Source organism: Spirosoma humi, from assembly GCF_054776575.1.
In genome coordinates, this window is sequence record NZ_BAAHBR010000003.1 from 318,017 (window position 1) to 339,424 (window position 21,408).

At 49.7% G+C, this 21,408-nt stretch carries 17 protein-coding genes; 6 read left to right on the plus strand and 11 right to left on the minus strand.

The genetic code is table 11. The features are described from left to right. Positions 1–72: 72 nt before the first annotated feature. From ACYU8Y_RS04950 to ACYU8Y_RS04960, 3 genes are all read right to left on the minus strand, one after another. Positions 73–2,586: a TonB-dependent receptor domain-containing protein gene (locus tag ACYU8Y_RS04950; protein WP_460934797.1), complete on the minus strand. Its 2,514-nt coding sequence runs from the start codon at positions 2,584–2,586 to the stop codon at positions 73–75. A gap of 200 nt (positions 2,587–2,786) precedes the next feature. Further along, positions 2,787–3,476 carry a response regulator transcription factor gene (locus ACYU8Y_RS04955; RefSeq protein ID WP_460934799.1) on the minus strand — a complete coding sequence of 230 codons (690 nt, stop codon included), beginning with the start codon at positions 3,474–3,476 and terminating at the stop codon, positions 2,787–2,789. Continuing rightward, on the minus strand, positions 3,473–6,436 hold the full coding sequence (locus ACYU8Y_RS04960; RefSeq protein ID WP_460934801.1) for a sensor histidine kinase: 2,964 nt from the start codon (positions 6,434–6,436) through the stop codon (positions 3,473–3,475). Before ACYU8Y_RS04960 ends, ACYU8Y_RS04955 begins: the two co-directional genes overlap by 4 nt. 546 nt (positions 6,437–6,982) lie before the next feature. On the opposite strand from ACYU8Y_RS04960, the gene ACYU8Y_RS04965 reads away from it, so the two are divergent. The 3 genes from ACYU8Y_RS04965 (at position 6,983) to ACYU8Y_RS04975 (ending at position 10,137) form a co-directional block, all read left to right on the plus strand. After that, complete coding sequence (locus ACYU8Y_RS04965) at positions 6,983–8,290, plus strand: serine hydrolase domain-containing protein (RefSeq protein WP_460934803.1); 1,308 nt, start codon at positions 6,983–6,985, stop codon at positions 8,288–8,290. Positions 8,291–9,098: 808 nt separating this feature from the next. After that, the gene (locus tag ACYU8Y_RS04970; RefSeq protein ID WP_460934805.1) at positions 9,099–9,386 is read left to right on the plus strand and encodes a hypothetical protein; all 288 of its coding nucleotides are present in this window, start codon (positions 9,099–9,101) and stop codon (positions 9,384–9,386) included. A gap of 397 nt (positions 9,387–9,783) precedes the next feature. Beyond that, positions 9,784–10,137: a LytR/AlgR family response regulator transcription factor gene (locus tag ACYU8Y_RS04975; protein ID WP_460934807.1), complete on the plus strand. Its 354-nt coding sequence runs from the start codon at positions 9,784–9,786 to the stop codon at positions 10,135–10,137. Positions 10,138–10,161: 24 nt separating this feature from the next. Here ACYU8Y_RS04975 and ACYU8Y_RS04980 read toward each other — a convergent pair whose 3' ends face one another. The 8 genes from ACYU8Y_RS04980 to ACYU8Y_RS05015 form a co-directional block, all read right to left on the minus strand. Further along, the gene (locus ACYU8Y_RS04980; protein WP_460934809.1) at positions 10,162–10,953 is read right to left on the minus strand and encodes a LytR/AlgR family response regulator transcription factor; all 792 of its coding nucleotides are present in this window, start codon (positions 10,951–10,953) and stop codon (positions 10,162–10,164) included. Further along, the gene (locus tag ACYU8Y_RS04985) at positions 10,950–12,035 is read right to left on the minus strand and encodes a sensor histidine kinase (RefSeq protein WP_460934811.1); all 1,086 of its coding nucleotides are present in this window, start codon (positions 12,033–12,035) and stop codon (positions 10,950–10,952) included. The genes ACYU8Y_RS04980 and ACYU8Y_RS04985 overlap by 4 nt, the downstream gene beginning before the upstream one ends. A gap of 79 nt (positions 12,036–12,114) precedes the next feature. Then, on the minus strand, positions 12,115–13,206 hold the full coding sequence (locus tag ACYU8Y_RS04990; RefSeq protein WP_460934813.1) for a sensor histidine kinase: 1,092 nt from the start codon (positions 13,204–13,206) through the stop codon (positions 12,115–12,117). A gap of 173 nt (positions 13,207–13,379) precedes the next feature. Next, complete coding sequence (locus tag ACYU8Y_RS04995; protein WP_460934815.1) at positions 13,380–14,174, minus strand: LytR/AlgR family response regulator transcription factor; 795 nt, start codon at positions 14,172–14,174, stop codon at positions 13,380–13,382. After that, entirely contained in the window at positions 14,171–15,235 is a 1,065-nt protein-coding gene (locus ACYU8Y_RS05000; RefSeq protein WP_460934817.1) for a sensor histidine kinase, read from the minus strand. The genes ACYU8Y_RS04995 and ACYU8Y_RS05000 overlap by 4 nt, the downstream gene beginning before the upstream one ends. A 73-nt stretch (positions 15,236–15,308) precedes the next feature. Next, positions 15,309–16,634 (minus strand): hypothetical protein, encoded by a 1,326-nt coding sequence (locus ACYU8Y_RS05005; protein ID WP_460934819.1) that lies wholly within the window; start codon positions 16,632–16,634, stop codon positions 15,309–15,311. A 292-nt stretch (positions 16,635–16,926) separates the two neighbouring features. Beyond that, entirely contained in the window at positions 16,927–17,508 is a 582-nt protein-coding gene (locus ACYU8Y_RS05010) for a hypothetical protein (protein ID WP_460934821.1), read from the minus strand. A gap of 35 nt (positions 17,509–17,543) precedes the next feature. Next, a complete protein-coding gene (locus tag ACYU8Y_RS05015) occupies positions 17,544–18,116 on the minus strand; it encodes a hypothetical protein (RefSeq protein ID WP_460934823.1) in 573 nt (190 codons plus the stop codon). 244 nt (positions 18,117–18,360) lie between these two features. Here ACYU8Y_RS05015 and ACYU8Y_RS05020 point away from each other — a divergent pair, with 244 nt between their 5' ends. From ACYU8Y_RS05020 to ACYU8Y_RS05030, 3 genes are all read left to right on the plus strand, one after another. Further along, the gene (locus ACYU8Y_RS05020; RefSeq protein ID WP_460934825.1) at positions 18,361–18,501 is read left to right on the plus strand and encodes a hypothetical protein; all 141 of its coding nucleotides are present in this window, start codon (positions 18,361–18,363) and stop codon (positions 18,499–18,501) included. Positions 18,502–18,730: 229 nt separating this feature from the next. After that, complete coding sequence (locus tag ACYU8Y_RS05025) at positions 18,731–20,419, plus strand: C1 family peptidase (protein WP_460934826.1); 1,689 nt, start codon at positions 18,731–18,733, stop codon at positions 20,417–20,419. Next, the gene (locus tag ACYU8Y_RS05030) at positions 20,406–21,344 is read left to right on the plus strand and encodes a pentapeptide repeat-containing protein (protein WP_460934828.1); all 939 of its coding nucleotides are present in this window, start codon (positions 20,406–20,408) and stop codon (positions 21,342–21,344) included. The genes ACYU8Y_RS05025 and ACYU8Y_RS05030 overlap by 14 nt, the downstream gene beginning before the upstream one ends. The last annotated feature ends 64 nt before the right edge of the window (positions 21,345–21,408 follow it).

Consider the following 21,408-nt stretch of genomic DNA (forward strand, 5'->3'; position numbering starts at 1 on the left):
AGCGAGTTGGGGGTATTAATTCATTGGTCAGTTTATGCTGGGTAGTGTCAACCACCATGCCCACAGTTGGACTTAATTGTTGCCGCCACCAATACGATTCTGTTCCTCTTCAACCCCTGACCGACGCTGGCGAGTGGTTTTCATGGTTCGATTGCCAAAATTGTAAGTGAATGTTAGTCGGGCCACGCGGCTTTCCCGCTGATTGACAAAGCTTAGGTTTGTCGTCGCAAAATTCATGGTGCCACCCGACCGGAGTGTGTGTAATACGTCACTGACATTCAATCGGAGAGTAGCTGCTTTGTTCCACAAACTTTTTTGAACCCCCACACTCAATTGGCCCATTCCGCGCATGTGCATCGTGCCATAGACTAAAGGTGAGTTGTAAAATCCAGACAGCTCAGCCGTTAGGCCATGAGGCAGGATAAAACTCTGATTTAGCGTTACATTGGCCGATAGTTGCCGATAATCGAGTCGCTGCCCGGCGAATTCCGCATTGTAGGCATTCCAGAATACATTGGCACTCGGCTGGAGTGTCCACCATTTGGTGGGTTTCAGGGGTAGACTGACACTCAGGTTGATGTTATCGAGCGCGGCCAGGTTTACGGTTGTCACCCGCATAATTCGCTCCTGTTGTTCATTCACGCCCGTTATGACATCGGTAGTATGGTTGTAGCTCAGACTGACGGTTGTTTCATGTTTATACGTGTAGCCTACCTGAAAGGCGTTCGTGTATTGCGGCCGCAGAAATGGGTTTCCCTGATAATACGTATACGGGTCCATGACATACACAAACGGGTTCAAATCCTGGTAGTTAGGTCGGTCGATACGTCGGCTGAAAGAAGCACGCCATTGATGATCTTCGGTCATCTTATACGTCACAAAAGCACTCGGAAACAGATTCAGATAATTGCGATCGAGGACTCTGCTTAGCGTTACCGAATTGCCCAGCGAGCGCGTGTTCTCCGCCCGCAATCCAGCCTGCACCGACCAGTTGCCCCAATCCCGATTTGCATTCAGATAACCTGCCGTGATGGTTTCGTCGTATAAAAAATGATTGGTGCGCTGCGGATCGGGGGTGTAGCCATTTTCGGTTAATGTCTCGAAGCGAACGTCGTTATCGGAGGTCACGTAAGAGATTTTACCCCCCAGTTCCAGTCGGCCACCACTGCGGAGTGGATGCACATAATCGGCTTTGGCGGCCCGGATCGTAACCGTTGAGGGGGGCAGATTTCGTTGCACGAGTTCGGGCTGCGTTTCTTCGCCACCGGCACCCAGATACCGTGTCCGCATGTTGTCCTGCGGCTGAATGTTCACGCGGGAGTAGTCCAGGTCAGCTGTTAATTCGCGGCCTGGGGAATTGAAGGTGTGTTTTGCATTTGCATTGACAGCCATTCGTTGCGTACGTCGGGTGGAGGTATTAATCATGGTAAGCGTTTGTTCTAGCTGACCGCTCGAATTATAAACGAGATTCCGGTTGTCAATCATCGTCTGGCTGTTACTGAATAGTCCATTCACCATCAGGCCAACGGTAGTCCGTTTGTTCAGCGCATAGTCAGCGCCAATTTTAAACGTGTGATTTTGCGCACTGCTAGGACGATAACCAAGATTATTGACGGTAGTTAGTGAATCGCCGGAGCCAAATTTGCGTAGGGCATCCACGGAACCGTAGGTCTCCCGGTAATCAAAATTATAGTTGCTGAACAAATTCCAGCCGCCCGTTCGGCGATTTAGCGTGAATCCAGCCGATGCTTTCGGAAATCGGCCATAGCCAGTCCCTGCCGTTGCACTACCGTTGGTTCCATCTTTACGGCTCCCTCGTTTCAGGCGAATATTGATGATCCCCGCATTACCGGCCGCGTCATAGCGGGCCGATGGGTTGGTCACAAGCTCGATGCTTTCAATTCCGTTGGATGGTGTGTTTCGTAACAGATTTACCACTTCCTGCGTCGATAGATAAGTTGGCTTTCCGTCGATCATCACCAGCGTACCCTCGCGGCCCTTGAGGGTAATGCGGTCGTTCTGGTTATCGACAAAGACACCGGGCGCTTTTTCCAGTACTTCCAGCGCTGTACCTCCCGCTGAAATGATACTGTTCTCTACGTTGATCACCGTTTTGTCGGGTAGTTGTTCGATAAACGGCTTCTTGGCAGCTACCGTTACTTCGCTCAGTGTTTGTTCCGACTGGGCCATTGTAATGGGGGGCACCGTAGCTTCGAATTCATCGACCACAACGGTAAAGGGAGCAGAAGTCGTTTTTTGATAACCCACTAGTTGGGCGGCTACCTGATAGCTTCCCGGTGCGATATGATCAAGCATATACTGCCCGTTACTGTCGGTAACTGCTCCCTTAACCAACTGTGTTGACGAAGCTGACTGACTACTGGTGGGTGTCGATGCGCCCGCCTTGATTAATAGAATAGTGGCAAATTCAACCGGTTTGCCGGTCGCAACACGAACTGAACCGGTAACTCGGGTTCGGCTTAGTTGTTGTGCATAGGTGGCGGAAGCAATCAGGCTAACGCTGAGCAGATAGATTAGGCCAATCAGGAACGGATCTACACCGGAGGAAGTAAAGAAACTGGCCATACGGTTTTTGGAGAGAGGTTGACACTTCATTTTGTAGCATTCATTAGTGGCTACAAAGTTGGCTGTCTACCGAACGCCCATCAATCGCACAAACATGTGAATGACGTCCCTATCAAAGCCCGAATGATGTGATTTTTCTGGGGGTGTAGTGCCGAAAAACCCCTAAGTCCCCTTCAGGGGATTTAGGGGCTAAAAGCCAGTCACACTAGCCCTTCCCGCATGGCTTTCAGGATCGCTTCGGTCTTGGAGTTTACCTGCAATTTGTCGTAGATGTGACGGATGTGTGACCGGACAGTATCGATGCTGATGTGAAGCTCATCGGCAATGAGTTTATAACTGTAACCAGCCACCAATCCCTTCACGATATCCAGCTCCCGTGTCGACAGCTTATAGTCCTCAGTAGTCGGCCGCGATGTAGGTGTGGCTATGTTGTTGGAAGGAGCTTCGGTCGGGAGGGCGTTTTGCTGTTGGAAGAAACGAAGTACTTGCCGGGCCACATTGGCCGTCATGGGTGAACCGCCCTGGTGAACATCAAAAATGGCAGCGACGATTTCCGAAGGTGGCGTGTGTTTCAGCAGATACCCGCTGGCTCCGTTGCGAATCGCCTGGAAAATCTTCTCTTCATTGTCGAATACCGTTAGCATCAGCACCTGCGTTTGGGGCGATGTCGCTTTTACGATGGGAACGGCTTCAATGCCTGTAATTCCGGGTAAATCAATATCCATTAAAACAACATCCGGTTGCAGGGATCGCATCTCATCCGTCAGGTTTCGGCAGTTGGCAAACGCGCCGAGTAATGTAAGACCTGGTGTGGCCTGAAGTAAAAAAGAGATGCCTTCGCGGAGATCGCGATTGTCTTCGTAATAGACTAGTTTGATAACGTCAATCATAATTTTGTCAGTAATTCTATCGAGGTGCCGGCTCCCGGTTTAGACGTCAGCGTTAAGCTACCGCCTATTTCAAAAGCCCGTTTTTGGAGGTTAGGCAATCCATTTCCGGTCTGAACGGTGGCTGGATCGAATCCTCTGCCGTCGTCCTTTATAGTCAGGCGTAGCTGTTTTCCGGTGTTGATCGTCAGGCTAACCTCAATCCGTGAGGGTTCAGCGTACTTCACCGCGTTGTTCATACTTTCTTTAAAAATAAGGTACAGATTCCGTCGCTGTTCAACATTCAGCCGGGTTTTCTCAAACTGATCGGACACATCCATTCGAAACATAATGCCTTTTGCTTCGGCCATTTTCAGGCCAAATTCGCGCATACGGCTGACTACGTCTTCCAGCCGGTCATGCGTTGTCTGAATAGTCCAGATAATGTCCTGCATCGATTCGGATAAAGCCGTGGCACTAGTGCTGATTCGTTGAAGAACAGGGATGGCTTCGGGCGTTGTGGGCGCAATCTGCTGTTGCACTACATCACTGAAAATACGAATACTACTGAGCGTAGAGCCCATGTCATCGTGCAAATCCGTCGCGATTCGATCCCGGATACGTTCAACGTGCTGACGTTGCTGTTCACGATTGCGATAGATGGAATACAGAATGCCAAGGATTACAAATACTGCGAGCAATCGAAACCAAACGGTTTTCCAGTAAGGTGGTACCACTCGAATGGGCAGAGTAACTCCGGTTTCATTCCAGACGCCATCATTATTGGCGGCCTTTACCCGAAACGTATAATTCCCGGGTTCAAGGTTCGTGTAGGTTGCGGTGCGCTCGTTGGTTACGATCCAGTCTGTGTCAAAATCAACGAGTTGGTAGGCGTAGCGGTTTTTTTCAGGCTGACTGAAACTGAGGGCCGCAAAATCAATTGCCAGGGTTGTTTCATCCGGTTCTAACCGAATTGCGGACGTTATTGACCGTGGCTGATTATTGACCCGGATATGGGTGATCACCACCGGGGGCGGCACACGATTCAGTCGAAGATTTTCGGGTTTCCAATAAGCAAACGCGCCGAAAAATCCGGTGATCAACGCCCCTTGCCGGTCTATACTGATCGTTTTAAACTGCGTATTGGAAAATAAACCGTTCGATTCATTATAGTACCGAAATTGCCTTGTTTTGGGATTCAGCTCATGCAGTTGTTCGTCGGTGGCCAGCCAAAGGTGCCCTTGTTTGTCTTCGGTAATACCAAATACATGATCGGCCCGTAGGCCGTTGGGTAGGGTATAGGTCTGCTGAATTTGTCCATTTGTATCGGCCTGGACCAGAAAATCAATTCCAGACACCCAAAGCTTTCCCTGTTTATCGACCAAAAAAGTGCTATGGATCTGGTCGGAGGGCTGAACATTTTTTTCAAAACCTCGCAACGCTATTCGTTTCGTTTGACCCGTTATCGGATTCAGTCGAAAAAGACCCGATCGGGTATTCGCCCATATCCTTCCAGATGGGTCTGGTTGCAATAGCCCAATGCCCATCGGTAATTGATCTGTTCCCGGCGACAGCCACCGATGAAATTGATTGGTAGTGGTATCATACCAAAACAGACCACTGGCGGTAGTACCAATCCAGATCCGTCCGTCAGCACCCTGACAAAGGGCTGGTATCGTAAGTTGAGTCGGGTTGTCTTTACCGCCCAGATCGGTATGCGTTTGCCACTGCTCAGTTCCCGGATTATATACAGCGATTCCGCCCTGCATACCAATCCACAACCGCCCCTGCCGATCCTGAAGCATGCTGTAAAATCGGCGATTGGCCATGTTGGGCTTTGTTAAAACTGCCCTTATCAAGCCGGACTGACGATCCCATTGATAAAGCATTTGATGGCCAAGCACCCAGTACAAGCTATCGTTTCGGGTATCCTGACGCACAATCTCAACTGGCTCAGGTGGTCCAGTTGACAGATTCGGCAACCATTTTCGACTAAATTTCAAGGCTACGGGATCAATTTTCGCGATACCTTCCGACGTACCTATCCAGACAATACCCGTCTGCCGATCTGCCCACATCACGCCAACAGAGCCGCCTGGGTAGCTTAACGGATCGTCGGCTACGTGCGTGAATTCCGTAAACCGTTTCGTGGCGGGTACGTAAGCCATGATGCGGTTGTAGCCTCCCAGCCAGAGTAACGGTTGACCATCCGGTAGTCGATCTTCTACCAGATCTGTACTGACTTCAGAATGGTTGAACTGTTTATTGAAACGGTCAGTAGTCGAATCATACAGACAGACTTCGCCCTGCGTCAAAAGCGTATATACACGCCCGTTTTGCTCGGTTAATCGTTCAACTTGTCTGTGCTCGTTCGGATGGGCAGGGTCAGACCCCAGAAAATGGGTGTATTGGCGAGTTGTCAGGTCAAGCCGGTAAACAGCCCCCCATTGCCATACCCAAATGTGTCCCTGTCGATCAGGAAGGGGAATGGGATAGGTACCAGGGTGAACTGCGGGAACGGGAAAGGCAGCAAGTTGCCTGGTTCGTGGATCCAGGCGATAGATATGATCAACCGACGCAAACCACCCAATCCCGGCCTGATCGAAGTGTACGGGTGAAACAAAGTCATTATCGGCTAACTGGTCCTGCTGCTGGGGCAATGCTATTGGAAGAAATCGGTCGGATTTGGGGTCGTACCGACAAAGGCCCCGATGAGTCGAGACCCAGATAAATCCGTCGCGGTCTTCAGCTAATCCGTCTGATACGATGTAGTTTCCAGGTAGTCCATCGGGTCGTTCATTCCGTTTATAAACCGTAAATTTCACCCCATCGAAGCGATTCAGCCCATTAACGGTACCAAACCACATAAACCCGCGTCGGTCTTTCAGGATCGCCGTCACCTGATCGTTCGATAAGCCGTTCTGTGTGGAGAAATGCTGAAAAGACACATCCGATGGTTGCCCCGTTACCACTGTAGGATTCATCAGAAGCGGGACAATAAACCACAGCAACCATTGCCGAAATAGCATACATGCAGATTTGATATTGCTTTCTCAAAGATACAGTCTTCACAACGCGGTGTGCAACAGTAACCGATAGCATAAAGATGTGATCCAGGGCGGACAACAATGTCGCTGCTAAAAGCTGTAGTAAAAGCTTCACAGCTCATTTGTATTTAGTGAAATCTCACGCAGTTAATAGGCGAACTACCACACAACCCTTCGTCTGAATGGGTGTGGCTTCGACTGATTTCAGGGAATTATGACGGCACGGTAACCTGGTGTTTGTCGATCACATTAGGTTTGGGTGTTTGGCCAGACGGTATGCCGTCTGGCTTTTTTGTGTGCTCAAGTTATGAAGCGTACGCAGCAGAATCTGGCTGGTAGCCAGATTGTAACTCCTCGGATAGCCTTACAATTCAACAGCCTATTTGGCCAGATCAGCGCTATTTAAACGCATCTGGTGCATAGCTACATTTTACCCGGAGGGCAAATACCTCACCTTCGCCCTTCACTAAAACCATTCAGACTATGTTTCGCCAAACCATACTATTCCTTCTTTTAGGCGCTACAGTTGCCGCACAAACCCCCACACTGACGCCTGTCACGCTGTTTACGGATCAGTTGGTGGCCGTGTACAACACCGGGGATTCCATTAATTTTAAAACCTATTTTGCGAGTATAACCACTGATCAGGCTCAAATTACAGCAAACAGTCGCCGAATGCAACGGGAGTTTGCCCAGATAGGGCCGGTGCAACTCAAACAATCAACAAGATTATCACCCGTTCAAACCGAATTGTTGCTTAAGGCAAATACCTATGATTCCTGGTGGAAACTAGTTGTCCTCACGGATAGTACGAACCATTTCAGAGAACACCACATGTGGCCGGTCCGCCTTTCAAATGAGGGACTTGGTTCTGCCAAGCTTACACAAACGCAGATTCTGACCGGTATCGACAGCTACATCACTAAGTTGCTAGCCAAAAATGTATTTGCCGGAAATGTCCTCATTGCGCATAACAACCAGATCATATATTCAAAATCATTCGGCAACAATCCGCAGGGAAGTCCTAATACGGAGGGCCAACAATTCAATCTGGCTTCTTTAGGTAAGCTGTTTACCTCGATCAGCATATTGCAACTGGTCGACTCAGGAAAACTATCCCTCAACGACAGTGTCGGAAAATTTATGCCTGAATTAAAAAACAAGGCACTCCATCCCATCACGATCCGGCAACTGCTTACCCATACCAGCGGCATGGGTGATTTTTTTGACGACCCGGCTTATCAGCCACAAACGGGCAAAGTCATTACCCAAGCCGACTTTTTGCCTGCCATCGAAAAGGATAAACCGCATTTTCGACCAGGCACTGCCTTTCGGTATAGCAATACGGGTTTTTTATTATTAGGGCTGCTCATTGAAAAAGTAACCGGCTCCAGCTTTGCTGACTTTGTCACAAAGAACATCCTCTTACCTGCGGGCATGCACCACACACTTATTGACAGCGGAGCTGGGGGCGGCCTCTCTACCAGCCCGGATATGTATACGTTAGCACAGGCGATCCAAAAGGGAAAACTGTTAAAAAAATCGACTTTGGAGCGGTTCTTAACCGAGCATACACCAGACTGGGGACTGGGTCAGGAATATCAGGCGTTAGGGGCGGAAGTGGTCACAGGCCACAGCGGTGGCTACATTGGTGTGTGCACGGAGTTGAACATGTATCGCCATAGTGGCTATACCGTAATTATCCTGTCCAATACAGAGCCACCTTATGGCCACTTCTTGTCGGATAAGATCAAAGAATTGATTATTCCTAACGAACTTACTCGTCATTAATCTCTCTCTGGTTTTTACTTCGATTACCTGTTCAATTCCATTGAAACGATACAGTCGGGTGTTGGCATACTCAACCGTAAACGAGCGCTAAATCAGGCCTTCTCTTCACTAATCTTGGGAGTGGGCTGCTTGAGTTTTTGGTATTGGGCCGTCATGGAAGATAAACCCGAGCCAGACCTTCTCCCAGTAGACTGGCCCAATCTTAGTAGTGAATTCGGTCAGACGGCCAATGCCGCGATTCTTTCGATAATTTAATAGCCTAAGAGACTTCCTGAGAAAGACAAAATTCACCGAAGCGCAACTGGGTGGACAGTGCTATCAGCTTAGCGCTTTGCCAAGCCGATAGCACTATAATGGACTACGGGTTTCCAACCGTCGATGGCTGCAACAACTTGGATCTGCCGGCCTAAGGCAAAGAAGACCAGCACCTAAAGCAGTTGGTTGTTGAGCTGGGTCCGCATAAATGGATGCGTCAAGGTATCATCAAAAAAACGCCAGGGGCACAGGGCCGCCCAGGCCGATGAGTGCTTAAACGCTCACTGGTTCCTGGCACTGGAAGTTGCCAGCGACTAAATCGAGCGATGGCGCAGAGAAGACAATCGCGTAGCCTGCCAGACAGATCTGTTTCAATTTGATAGCCCATCTTATCAGTTGAATGCGCTTTTGCATCAACTCATACATTGCCCGCTTCATCCGCCTGACGCGGCTGCCCACCTTTGTATCGCTGGAGCGATTAGCAATGTCCTACCGCTGGCAGAAATGAACTTACTCTGTTTTTAAATAACTATCAATCAGTCAATTAAATCGTATGAAAACGCCTAAAAAATTTATTCTCTTAGCTTTAGCCACCATCACTCTGTCGGGGTCATTAAGCAGTTGCGCAACAGTCTTCGGCGGCCGCGTAACCGAGCATCAAAAGCGAAAACCTTTATTAGGTGAGCCGCAACGTGAAATACGGATCGGTGCGCTCATTGCCGATGTATTGCTGTTCTGGCCGGGTGCTGCCATTGATTTTGCGACGGGGGCCATCTACAAGCCAAAACCGGTCGTTACGGCGCAAAAGGTGTCCGCTACTGTTCCAAAACCGCGCCGTTAACTTATGTGGCGGTTAACCATTTCTCTTAACAGCGGCTAGACTCGTCAGGAAGTGTTACTAGGAACAGTTTCTGGCTATTTGAAAAACCATCGGTCCCGAAAATGGAATGCTAGCTTCAGAGCCGATGACCTATTGATCGTACCAGGTCCGGTGGGGGCTGTCGCTTTGTCGACAGCCTTCAGCGGGTAACCTGCGCCACCTGCCCTTCCTGGTCTAGTAAGTAATCTTATCGGTTATGATCCGGTAAGTACTTGTTCGGTCCAGTGTAAGAAGAACAGTTCACCGTTCATAAGCCGTTGATACGTTTCAACCAACGTTCATGACGCTTTAAAGCAATCAGTGTTAAGACCAGGTGGTTCCGGGTCTATTTTACGCTAACTTTTATATTAACCAATCGATGGAAACTCTACTCTTACCCGACTTTACCATTAAGCGCCCCGTCTCAGTGGCGTCAATCGAGTACCTCGAAGCGATGAGCAATTATTCACTGGTTCACCTTCGAAATCAGCGACCTATGTTGGTGGCCATCACCCTCAAACGCCTTTCGGAGCGACTGCCATCTTTCCTGCGTATTCACAAAGGAACGCTGGTCAACCCGGATTATATCGAGGCTTATCAGCTTAGCAAAATGAACGCCCCGTTTGTCCAGCTCTCCAGGAACAGGAAACTATCCGTTTCTCGTCGGCAGCTCAGGCAAATAAAACCCCGTTTGACCAATTCTCTGTTACTTGTTCCTGCTCCTGTCAGATAGCTCTACCTGGCAAGGCCAATTGCCTTACCTACCCATCCAGTCTTTGAACTCGCTTACTTTCTCCCGGCTAACAAGGGCCTCTTTATCGAAAGCCGGTTTAAGCGTAAGGGAAAGGCGGTTCCCAAAGTAAGGTTGAATTTGCTCCACGGCTTGGTGCGTAATAATGAGTCCCCGATTGGGCCGAAAAAACTGAGCCGGGTCGAGTGAATCAGCCAGTTCGTCGAGCGTATAATCGACCAGGAATTTTTGCCCCGAACGAGTCTTGAAAAAGCTGAATCGTTCGTCGGTGTAGAAATAAAGAATATCCCCCGTTTCGACCGACAATAGTTTTTGCCCTTGTTTAACCAAAAAGCGCTTGCGGTAATCTTTGGCCAAGTTGCCTACTCCCTGTAACTTGCGCAGGAGTTTCTCGATATTCAGACCAGGCGTGGGTGCGTCAGGTGCCTGGATAGGTCCCTGAGCCGTCAGGTCGCGGAGTTTTTTTAGACTGCGTTGCAGGTCTTCTTTTTGAATCGGCTTCAGCAGGTAATCAATGCTGTTGACCCGAAAGGCCTGAAGCGCATACTCATCGTAGGACGTTGTGAAAATAACCCAGCTGCGGATAGTCACCTGCTCAAAAATCTCGAAACTCTGCCCGTCGGCCAGTTCAATGTCCATGAAAATTAAATCTGGACTCGGATGCTGCTGCAACCAGCTTACCGACTCCTCAATGCTACCAGTAACCCCTTGTATGTTTAGGGTAGGTTCTGTGCTGGCAATCAACTTACGAAGTTTGCGAACAGCTAATTCTTCGTCTTCGACAATCAGTACGTTCATGAGGGATTGGGATTTATAAGGGAGAGACTCACGGTAAAATAAAAATCGGTTTCGGCTACTGTAATGTCGGTTGTGGCGGGAACAAGGCCGGGACGCTGCTGAGCCAGCAACCGGTATTTCGCTATGATATTATTTAGTCCCACCTGGTTGCTGAGCACCCGGGTGGTTTTTCGCTGCAGGTTATTCTGAACCAATAACCGGCCAGTGGGAGCCGACTTAATTTCAATGATCAGCGGTTTGTTTGCGTGAATAACGTTGTGCTTCACGGCGTTTTCAACCAGCATTTGCAGCGTGAGTGGAGGCAGCAGACTCGTCAGATCAGCCTCGTCGATGGTTACATCAAGTTGGATTCCTGAACCATAGCGCGTTTTAAGAAGGTGGAAATACGACTGAATAAAAGCCATTTCGGTAGCCAGTGTCGTCAATTCACCCGTGTCGTCAGTTTGGCGGTTGGTTTGTAACAGGTAGCGGTACACCTTCGCCATTTCGTCCACGAACTCCTCGGCTCGCTCAGGCTCGTCGGCAATCAGCGACGACAACGAATTGAGCGTGTTAAACAGGAAGTGCGGATTGACCTGATTTTTCAGGCTTTCGTATTGACTTTGCAGGTTTATCTTTTTTAGCTGCTCTTTTTCAACCACACTGGTGCGCCACATGCGCATTGAGTAGCTACTCTCGAATACGCCCACCGAAATCAGGTTGACCACTACATTGAACAGCAGGATACGCGTGGCAGTACCCGGCTGATACTCATATCCGAACCAGTGCCCGTGTTCGTACCCCCACATGGTAGCAACGATAAATGCGGTTGTGATGACCATGTAGCTAAGCATCAGCAGGGACACGCGGAGTCCGGTCTGGCGTAGATCGAAGTAACGGTCAATTATACGTTTCGTCACTACGTCGAGCAAAAACTGGCCGGCTAAGCCGATACCGAAGTTGATCAACGTAGCGCCCGCGAGCGTAGACCAATGGCTAACATAAGCTGGCCCCAGCAGCAGATACGTGACCACTGGTATATACCACGGCAGCACCAGTGGCACCTGTTGCTTAAGTTGTTTCGTGGATCGGTACCAGTGCATACGCTCAGAAAAAATGTTGGGCAATACCATGTCGAATCAAGTGATGTGTATGTTCAGCCAGGAAGCCGGGTGGGTGAAATTAGTCCGTGTCAACGGCTGTTTTGGCGCTGAGCGAAGCGGGAATTAATGGCAGACAAATCCGATCATCGCCATTTTCCGTTTCCCAGTGGGGTGGGAGGGCACCGATCAGTTTGTACAGATTTATCACATCATTGAATCCCGCGCTTTTCGTTTCTACCAGCAATGCACGAGGTTGGCGATTGTACTGGATCAGCAGTTGCTGGTTACCCACTGCCCACACTCTGATGCAAAGGGGCTTATTGATCTGAACAATTTGATGGTGCAAAATATGGTCGAGCAGATTGCGAAAGGTCAGTGGAGGTAAGCCATATTGTTCGTCACCCGTGGGAACATCGATTTGGATGACCAGCGCCTGGCGATAACGCACCATCAATAGCTGGGCATACGACCGGGCAAACTGGATTTCCAAACTCAACGGTACCCAGATTCGGGTATGCGCCTGCAACATGTACCGGTACACTTTCGCCATTTCGTCGACAAACGCTTCGGCTTGCCGGGGTTCATCGGCAATCAATGAGGAGACCGATGTAAGCGAATTAAACAGGAAATGGGGATTGATCTGTCCTTTCAAAGCATCCAGTTGTTGCTGCATGGCCATCTCCCGGAGTTGTTCCTTTTCGATCTGGTTCTTCTGCCAGCGTGCGTAGGTATCCGTTACGATCAGCACATAGCCCATCAACAACGCACTGATAGCCCCTATGCCGGCGACGTAAAGCATTACCTCAGCTGAGAAAGAGGTTTGCAGCAATGGCACTTGGCTACAGATCCACACGGAACCTACCGACATTAGGGCCGAGAGCAGCGTACCCACGGCTAGGGTTGTCAGGTTACGTCGTTGCACCTGCTGACCGTCCGCAAAATGGGCAATGATCCCTTTAACGAGTACTGTTAGCACCAGCAAGTTCACGACATGGAGCGCAAACATGGTCAGCGTACCAACAACAAATACGTCGAGATGCCTGAAATACCGTTCGCCGAACAGAACTCCACCGGCCACCGGATACACAACGGGCAACCATACTAAATGATACCACAGTTCGGGGCGGGTAAAGAGCGGACGAGGCAGCCGAAACGGGAGCAAACGGATCATAGACGCAATCGAGTAACAGGTCGCTGAAACATAGCAACGAAGTTACTCCATTCGCCGGTTTAACTTATGCCAGAAGGATACAGGCCGTTCAACTCCGGCCATGAACTGTAGAAAAGAGCGTATGAATTGTAAAAACTAGAGGCAATCGAAAAGTCCTTCGTACCGTTGGCGGTTTATTTACCGAGCCACTCTTTAAAGAGCATTACCCTTTCCCGGCTGATAATGATGTCTTTGTTGATCGCTGGTGTTAGGCGCAGAGTCTGGTGGTTACCTAAATAAGTATGTACCTGATCGACACACCGGATGGATACGATAAACGAGGTATTTACACGGAAAAAATAGGCGGGGTCGAGCATCGTTTCCAGCTCATCGAGACTGTAATTGATAATCATTTTCGTTCCATCGGTTCCCTGAAGCTGATTTAGGTTGTCTTCGGCAAAAAAGTAAGCAATCTGATGTGTTTCAACCGCTATCAGCCGGTTGTCATACTGCACCAGGAATTGATTCCGATATTCGTTTGGCTGTACTTGCTTCTGCAAATCATACACCAGTTGCCGCACCGTCTTTGCTGAATCGACAGGCGCTGACCGGGTCTCTGCTCGCTGATGAGTAAATTTGTTGAGCGCCGTTCTCAGTTCATCTTTCTGGACAGGCTTTAGCAGGTAGTCGATGCTGTTTACCCTGAACGCCTGGATGGCGTATTCATCGTAGGACGTAGTAAAGATAACCGGCGGCTTCACCGTGATCTGTTCAAAAATCTGAAAGCTTTGCCCATCGGCCAGTTCGATATCCATCAGAATCAGATCGGGCGATGTGAAATGGCCTGAGCCGTAGTGGCGAAGCCATTCGACGGTTTCCCGGATGCTGCTGGTGACGGCAACCACGTTCGCTTCAGGCGCAATGTGCCGCAGCGTTTTGGTCAGTTTTTTAGCGGCCATCTCTTCATCTTCAACTAGAAGTAAGTTCATTCGCTGATTGTTGTTTTGGCGGGTGTGGCGTGGTTGGAGAGGCCATCGACCGTAATGAGCGGAAACGAAACCGTAAAGTGGTCGGCTGTTTTAGCGATAACGACCTCACCCTGGCCAAGTAGTTGAAATTTGGTCATAATGTTCCGCAGACCTACCTGCGTGGAAGGCAACGGCTGCAACTTTGGCTGTAGATTATTTTGTACCGTCAGCAGTCCGTCTGGCCCAGTGGAGATGGTTACCAGCAAGGGTTGCGCTTTGTCGACTATGTTATGTTTCACAGCGTTTTCGAGCAGTAGTTGAATTGTCAATGAGGGTAGCCAATACGGCTCATAAATGGGATCAACATTGATAACCAGCTGGAGACTTTCACTATACCTGGTTTTTAGAAGGTGGTAATACGACCGGATAAACTGTAATTCCGTGTGCAGATCGATCAGTTCGTGTTCATTAGCCCGCAGCAGGTATCGGTACACTTTACACAACTCGTCGAGAAATTCTTCGGCTCGCTCCGTGTCGTCACCGATCAGGTACGACAACGTGTTCAGGCTGTTGAACAGAAAATGTGGGTTTACCTGCTGCTTCAAACTGTCGAGTTGCGTTTGCAGATTTTCCTTTTTCAGAGCCTCCGCTTCCCGCTCCGACTTTACCAGGCGGTGGAAATAGAAAACGGCTTCCTGAATGCCTATAATGAGACCACAGAACAGGAGGGCACCCGGTATGGCGTTCAAAAATGATTTCAATGGGTATTGACTATGGTAATCGAAAAGGTTTACCAGCCCCATATCGATCCAGTCGACAGACAGGCAAACCAGCCAGCAGAAGGGCAGGGCTCGCTTAATCCGCATCTTCGTCTGTGAAAGCTGCGGGTAGCGACGCTGAAAACTACGCAGCACCCAGCGAGTTGCCTCCCAGGTCAGGAAGGTCAGCATCAGCAATTCCAGTGCGTGCTTGAGCGTAAACCAGCTAGGTTCGTTGATAAACACCTTGTTGGTGTACATATCGCGCAACCACAGCAGGCCTATACCAATGATGCGTACCCACCGGTCGTCTCCTTCTTTCACGAATCAGGTAGTTGTTTACTTGTTCAAGGCTTAGACCAAATTGCCAGGCGGAACAGACGCGAGGAGAATCCCTTTACCCGCCGGTCCTGAATTGCCCTTTTACGGCCAGTGATTTATAGACTTTAGTCGACGCGTTGTAATGGTGTAGTGTGGCCGAAAAAGAGCCCGCGACTACCTGATTCTTGGCGTCATATTCGGTGATGGTGATGTTGCCAGGGCCGTAAACGGGTTTGCTCATGAAAGGTGTGTACGTCCAGAAGTAGTCGGTCAACGCTTTATCAGTACCATTCACGGTTAGTTTTCCTTCGTTTTCTTTGTTAAGATTATAGCTACCCGGACCATTTATACCAATTAGTTGAATGGAGACGCCTGCCTGCTTAGTACCATCATAAAGTTTGCCGGTTACACTGACCGCCAGGTAACCTTGTGTGATGTCGGCGGCAGCATAAGCTTCGGGCTGTTTGCTTCCACCGATGAAAAGCTCGTTAGGTGATTCAATGGTCAGATTGCTGAGAAGCAGCAATTTCCTTTTTCCCTTCAAAACGATTTCTACGCTTACCGCTATCGGATTCTTTTCCGGCGCTTTGGCTGGGGCTCTGTAGTACACGGATTTTCCCTCATTACGACCCATCGTGCCAATCGGTGAATCGGGCTTGTTCACGATGGTCTGCCCGTTAATCTGCCAGTTTTTTACCTGATCCTCTTTGAGGAGTTCTACCGTATTAGTCAAGGGTGTTAGCATTTCGTTAAGGGTTTTGAGGGTATCTGGCAAATCTGCACCAGTTCCTTCCCAAAGGGCGTGGTTCTCCTGATAGAATACCTTCAACTCAACTGTTTCATTAGGGGCCAGCGTTTTCTCTGTCGGCTCCATCCAGAAATTCTCGTAAAATGAATACCGGCTAAAGTGATAAAGGGGAGCCACCACCCGGTGTTGATTGGCTATAACGACGAGATTGTTCCGCCCCTGCCAGATACCTTTGTCATCCTGGTAGGCAATGCCCAGTGCTTCGGGCGATGAACCCCGCAGGTCGGCATCCTTATAGGTCCAGCTAAGGGTAACGGGCTTGGCAAACTGTGTGCCGTGGGGCCCGAACTCGTAGCCCACGCCTGCCCCGCCAAATGCCGTGTTTTCGACGGGCTGAGCAGTAATCAGCGTTTCTTTGCTTAGCGCGCCAGGGGGAACGCGCAGCCTCATGGTACCGTCGGCACTGCTTAGCGTACCACCCGCCGGCCCAATCGTTTTGCTCAGCTGCGCGCTCAGCGGTTTGCCGACGGCGGTAGGTACGCCCGGTTTAACTGGCTCGCTGGAAGCTGTCGGCTCTGTTCCCGGCTTACAGGCGAGTGCCAGACTCAATAAACCCAGTGCGTAACCGGTCTTACGTATGATAGAAATAAACATGAATTGAGGAATGATCGAGTAGAGGTGAATGGCTGCTGTTGCTTACTGATCGCTGACAAAACGTAGTGTGTAGCGAACGGATGGATCGTTGTCCAGCGCTGCTTACCAATACGCTGGGTTGGGTACGTGATTCCACTAATCTGAACCGAGTCTGTCAACAGGGAGTGCGGCTCCCTGTTATCTGGCTTACACGCTATTGGTAGTAGCGTGTAAGCCAGATAACAACTTGTCGTAGTCAGAAAAAGCTGAAAATTTTTCTTGTTTGAATAAATCATGGTCGTGGCTAACAGGCTTACCAGTTACCAGCCTCCAGAACAACTCCTTTCTGGTCGTCGTTGCCGAAGTAAAGCCGCAAGGCCGGTTTACCCTTACTGTCCGTCGTTTTCTCATAATGGAGTGTCCGTGTGGCGCGCTGTAATTCCTCATCGTTGGCAGCCCGCTTGAAGTCTTTGCCCGGCGTGCAGCTGTATTCGCCCCGTTGGGAGCCCTCGTTGGTGGTCAGGGTAATCGACTGGTCGGCTTCATTAAATTTGGCTTTTCCCTTGAAGTAGGTGTACGATGTCGTGCGGCAGCTGTAGTAGGTGGTTGAGTTCAGCACGTACATCTCGTAGGTTCCGTTGGCGCCAAAATTAAACGCCATGGCCTGTTCATAGGCACTGCCGTTGTAGGTGCCGTTCGTTCCCCAGAAACTGCTGGGGGAGAACGTGCCGTAGTTCCATTTGCCCCCTACGCCACTGGGCGGTGGCGATTGCTTGTCGGGATCAACGGTTTCAGCAGATTTGGTACAGGCCAGGCTGATACTTGACGTGATACCCAGGAGGAATAGGTAACGCAACACTGTTGACCGGCGAACAGGGAATAAAAGACTAGTCATGATTAAAAAAGAGGTGATTGTTCGTGCATTAGGATTTATTGACTGATGGAGAATTCGCCACTGAACGGGGTGCCCTGCTTGTTGCAATTGTCGGCGTCCTGATTGCTCATCAGCGCTCCACTGAACGTGCCTTTGGCGACTTTACCATCGGTATACTGCGTTACATCGATAGTGCCCTTAGGCGCATAGTAGCCTGACATATCGGGACAAACCAGTGCGGCATAGTTGTTCAGGACTCCATTTTTGGTTTTGTATTCGATCTGACTCACTTGGTTGAAGGCGTCAATGGCTGGCTTGTAGGGATAGCTACCAACTCCCGTTCCCCATAACGAAAGGGATAAATGTTCATCCTCGCTGATGTTGACTTCCACGCTCCAGAGCCTGAGCGAACCGACAACGGACTCGTTGTCCAGCCTAACGTTGGTGTATGTTTTAGTTTGTCCATTGAGGGTCACTTTAACGTAGTTGTTGCCAGTTGTGGGCGTGTTGCCAGGCGTGGGTGTGCTGCCGGGCGATGAGCAGGCGACGAGCCCAATGGCAAACAGGGCCGTTGTGTACCGCAGCGTGCGGGAAAGAAGGGTGTGGACAGAGTAGTGATTGATACGCATTGTGGTAAATAAATTAGTTAAAAGCTGATAGAGGTTTCCAGTTGATGGCCTTGTGTTGGCAGAGGTCATTTTGTTCTTGACGGGTCAAAATTGCGCACACAAGCCAGCCGAGCCAATCGGATACGGGTCGAATTGAGCATTATCGATCCTGAATTGAGGGAATACACAACCGGACTGCCTGGCCCGTCAATGCCCGCTCGCCAAGGGCATATATAAGTGGAGTCGCTAAACCAGTCGGGGTGGTTTGCTGACAGGGATTGGCAAAACCCAGGTGAAGCTAAAGGCAGGTAATCACGTTGCAATTCGGTTTAAGAAAACGGCCATCGCCAATAAGCCTGTGTTCTGTCAGGCATTGGACTCGGCTGATTTTGCCCGGAAAGTGTAAGATAGACTCGCCGGGAACACCGACAATTCAACAGGTCGTCATTGCAACTCAACCTGCAACCTGCTCAATTCGACTCAATTCACGTTTAGCCGCCAACGGGGGCGGGCTACGTTTGTGTGGTCACAACGTTCTCTTTACTTAAAAAAACGGAGTGGTCCACCTGCATTGCGCAGTACACGAATGACATTGTTCACAACGACTCTTTTTTAATCACAAGCAACCGATCACCATGTTCTCCCCCAAAATTCTGTTAGCCGTCTGTACGGTTACCATACTATTAGCCTCTTGTAAGACGGAAGAAGAAGCCGTACCAACGCCCGAGCAACCCCCCGCCAACAGCACCGGACGTGCCCTGGGCTGGGCAAGCAGCGAAGACATCAGCGAAGTGCCGGTTGCCACAACGTTCGGCTTACTGGCCGCCAACAGTCTACCCACGTCCATTGATTTGAGCGCCTACCTGCCGCCTATCGGCAATCAGGGAAGCTACGGCACCTGCGTTGCCTGGGCCGCAGGCTATTACACCAAGACAACCATCGAAGGAATTTCAAAAGGCTATTCTGCTTCGCAATTGTCGAATCCACAATACCAGATTAGTCCCCGTGATCTGTTTACCTCCCTACCCGACAATCAGAAAGGGTCGAACTGTGGCGGTACTTCCTTTATGGCCGCTTTGGATATGATGCAGCAACGGGGGGTAGCTACTTTGAGCACCGCCCCGTATACGGACCTGGGTGACTGCCGGAAATCGTCGGCATCGGCCGGTTGGGAAACGGATGCCGCTAAACACAAAATCAAAACGTACCGGACCATCGAAGCAAGCGTTTTCAGCATCAAGCAGCAACTGGCTAGCAAGATACCCGTATTGCTGGGAGCGATTTTGTCTGATAATTTCATGACCTGGAATAGCGATAACGTTCTCTCGTCCAATACAACCTACAAGCAGGTTGGCCAACATGCAGGACACGCCTTAACCATTGTGGGCTACGATGATACAAAAGGCCCTGGCGGAGCCTTCAAAGTCGTGAATTCCTGGGGGGCTAGCTGGGGGAGTAGGGGCTTTATCTGGATCGATTACAACTTTCTGGTTAACACCTTCGCCGGGGATGCTGGTAATGGCGAAAAATTTCTGATGGTGATGAGCGAAAGTGCGGAAAAACCAACGGACGATCCCACGCCACAACCAGGCACCGGTGGTGTCAATTTAGTTGCTTGGGTCAATGAAGATTATTCAATGTACTCCCAAACGGGTGCTGCGGTTGATCGAACACTTAATTTCAACATTTACAATGACGGGAGCAAAGAGGCCAACCCTGGAACGCCCTGGACAGCCTATTACATCTACTATAATGCTCGCAATGCCAATGATTACGGCGTTTTATTTCAGCATACGTACACGACCCGGAATCTGCCAGCCAATCAGACAAACTGTATGAATGGGAACTGTGAACTGAATGTCTCTATCCCGGCCAAGGATGACCTCTCCAATGTGCTTTTTGGCAACAGTGAAGAGGGGGCGGAAATTAACTACCGTATGCCCGCTACGCTGAACGGGTCCTACTATTTGGTCTTGATCGTCGATGGTGACAACACGTTTGATGAAGGAGACGAAGAGGATAACTACTTCTACACAACCGAACGACCCATTAAATTTCGCAATGGCTATGCCGCCCGTCAGGGTTATGTGGGGCAAGACCAGGCGAAAGGGGCATTTTCGTTCAAAAATCTGCTGACTATCAAGAGCTCTGATAAACTACGTCGTCCGTTTAATTCGGCTATCAATGCCGAGCATCAGAATGCTTATTCGACTCAGGAAATTTCACACTTTATCCGTCAACAAAAGAAAAGTGGCGCATTTGCGCAAAAAGTTCAGGAGTACCAACGTCAAAAGACAACCTCATCGATCCATGCTGCTCAGTAAACTGTTGCCGGGGCTGTTGCTGTGGGCGGGCTGTATGGCCTGCACAGCAACGGCTACCACCCACCCGACGGTACGGGCCGCCGAGATTCTGGAAAAAATCAGCCAGCAAGCGCCCGTCTTCTACGAGAACGTAACGATCGAAGGCGATGTCGATTTCACCTCGCTAACCGCTTATCCCGAAACGGTTGATAGCCATAAAACGGCCGTCGAGTCGCCAATTTTCTTTAAAAATTGCGTGTTTGCCGGTAAGGTTCTGGGTTTCAGTCAGGTCAATGGACATAGCGTACTCTGCGCGTTTCGGAAAAACCTAACCTTCGATAGTTGTCGATTTAATAACGAGGTCAATTTTCAGTCCGTTTCGGTAGCAGGCGTAGCCTGTTTTTCCAAGTGCCAGTTCAATCGGCGGGCTTCTTTCGAAGGGGCTCAATGTCAATCGGAGACTTATTTCGATGAGGTTCTTTTCGCTCAGGAAGCGCGTTTTCAAAACGCTACTTTTGAACGATCTGTTAACTTCTGGAAGTCTGTTTGGGCGGATGTCGCCTACTTTCAGGGGGTGGTCTATCGAAGCAACGCCCAGTTTAGCCTGACTAATTTTAGAAAGAATGTCGATTTTTCCCTAAGCCAAATCAACGGCCTGCTCAACTTTAATTATGCGCAGCTTACGGGTAGAAGCAGTTTTACCAACTGCCATTTTCGCGATGCGGTTGATTTTGGCAACGCAACGCTAAACGATGCCAGCTTTGCTGAATCATTTTTCGACGTGCGGGCTACTTTTTCAGGAGCCAGCAGTGAACATTTATCTTTCGAGAATGCCTATTTCTTATCGCAAAAACCAGCACTGAGCTTAGCCAAATCAGCGTCCGGCCAAGTGAATCTGAAAGGTGCCAGGTTAGCCGCTTCCGTCACGATTCCAATTAAGCTGTAGCTTAAGCATTAAAAAAAACGAGGCTGCTCCTGAGTATTGAGGGTTACCACCATTCTGTTTCAGT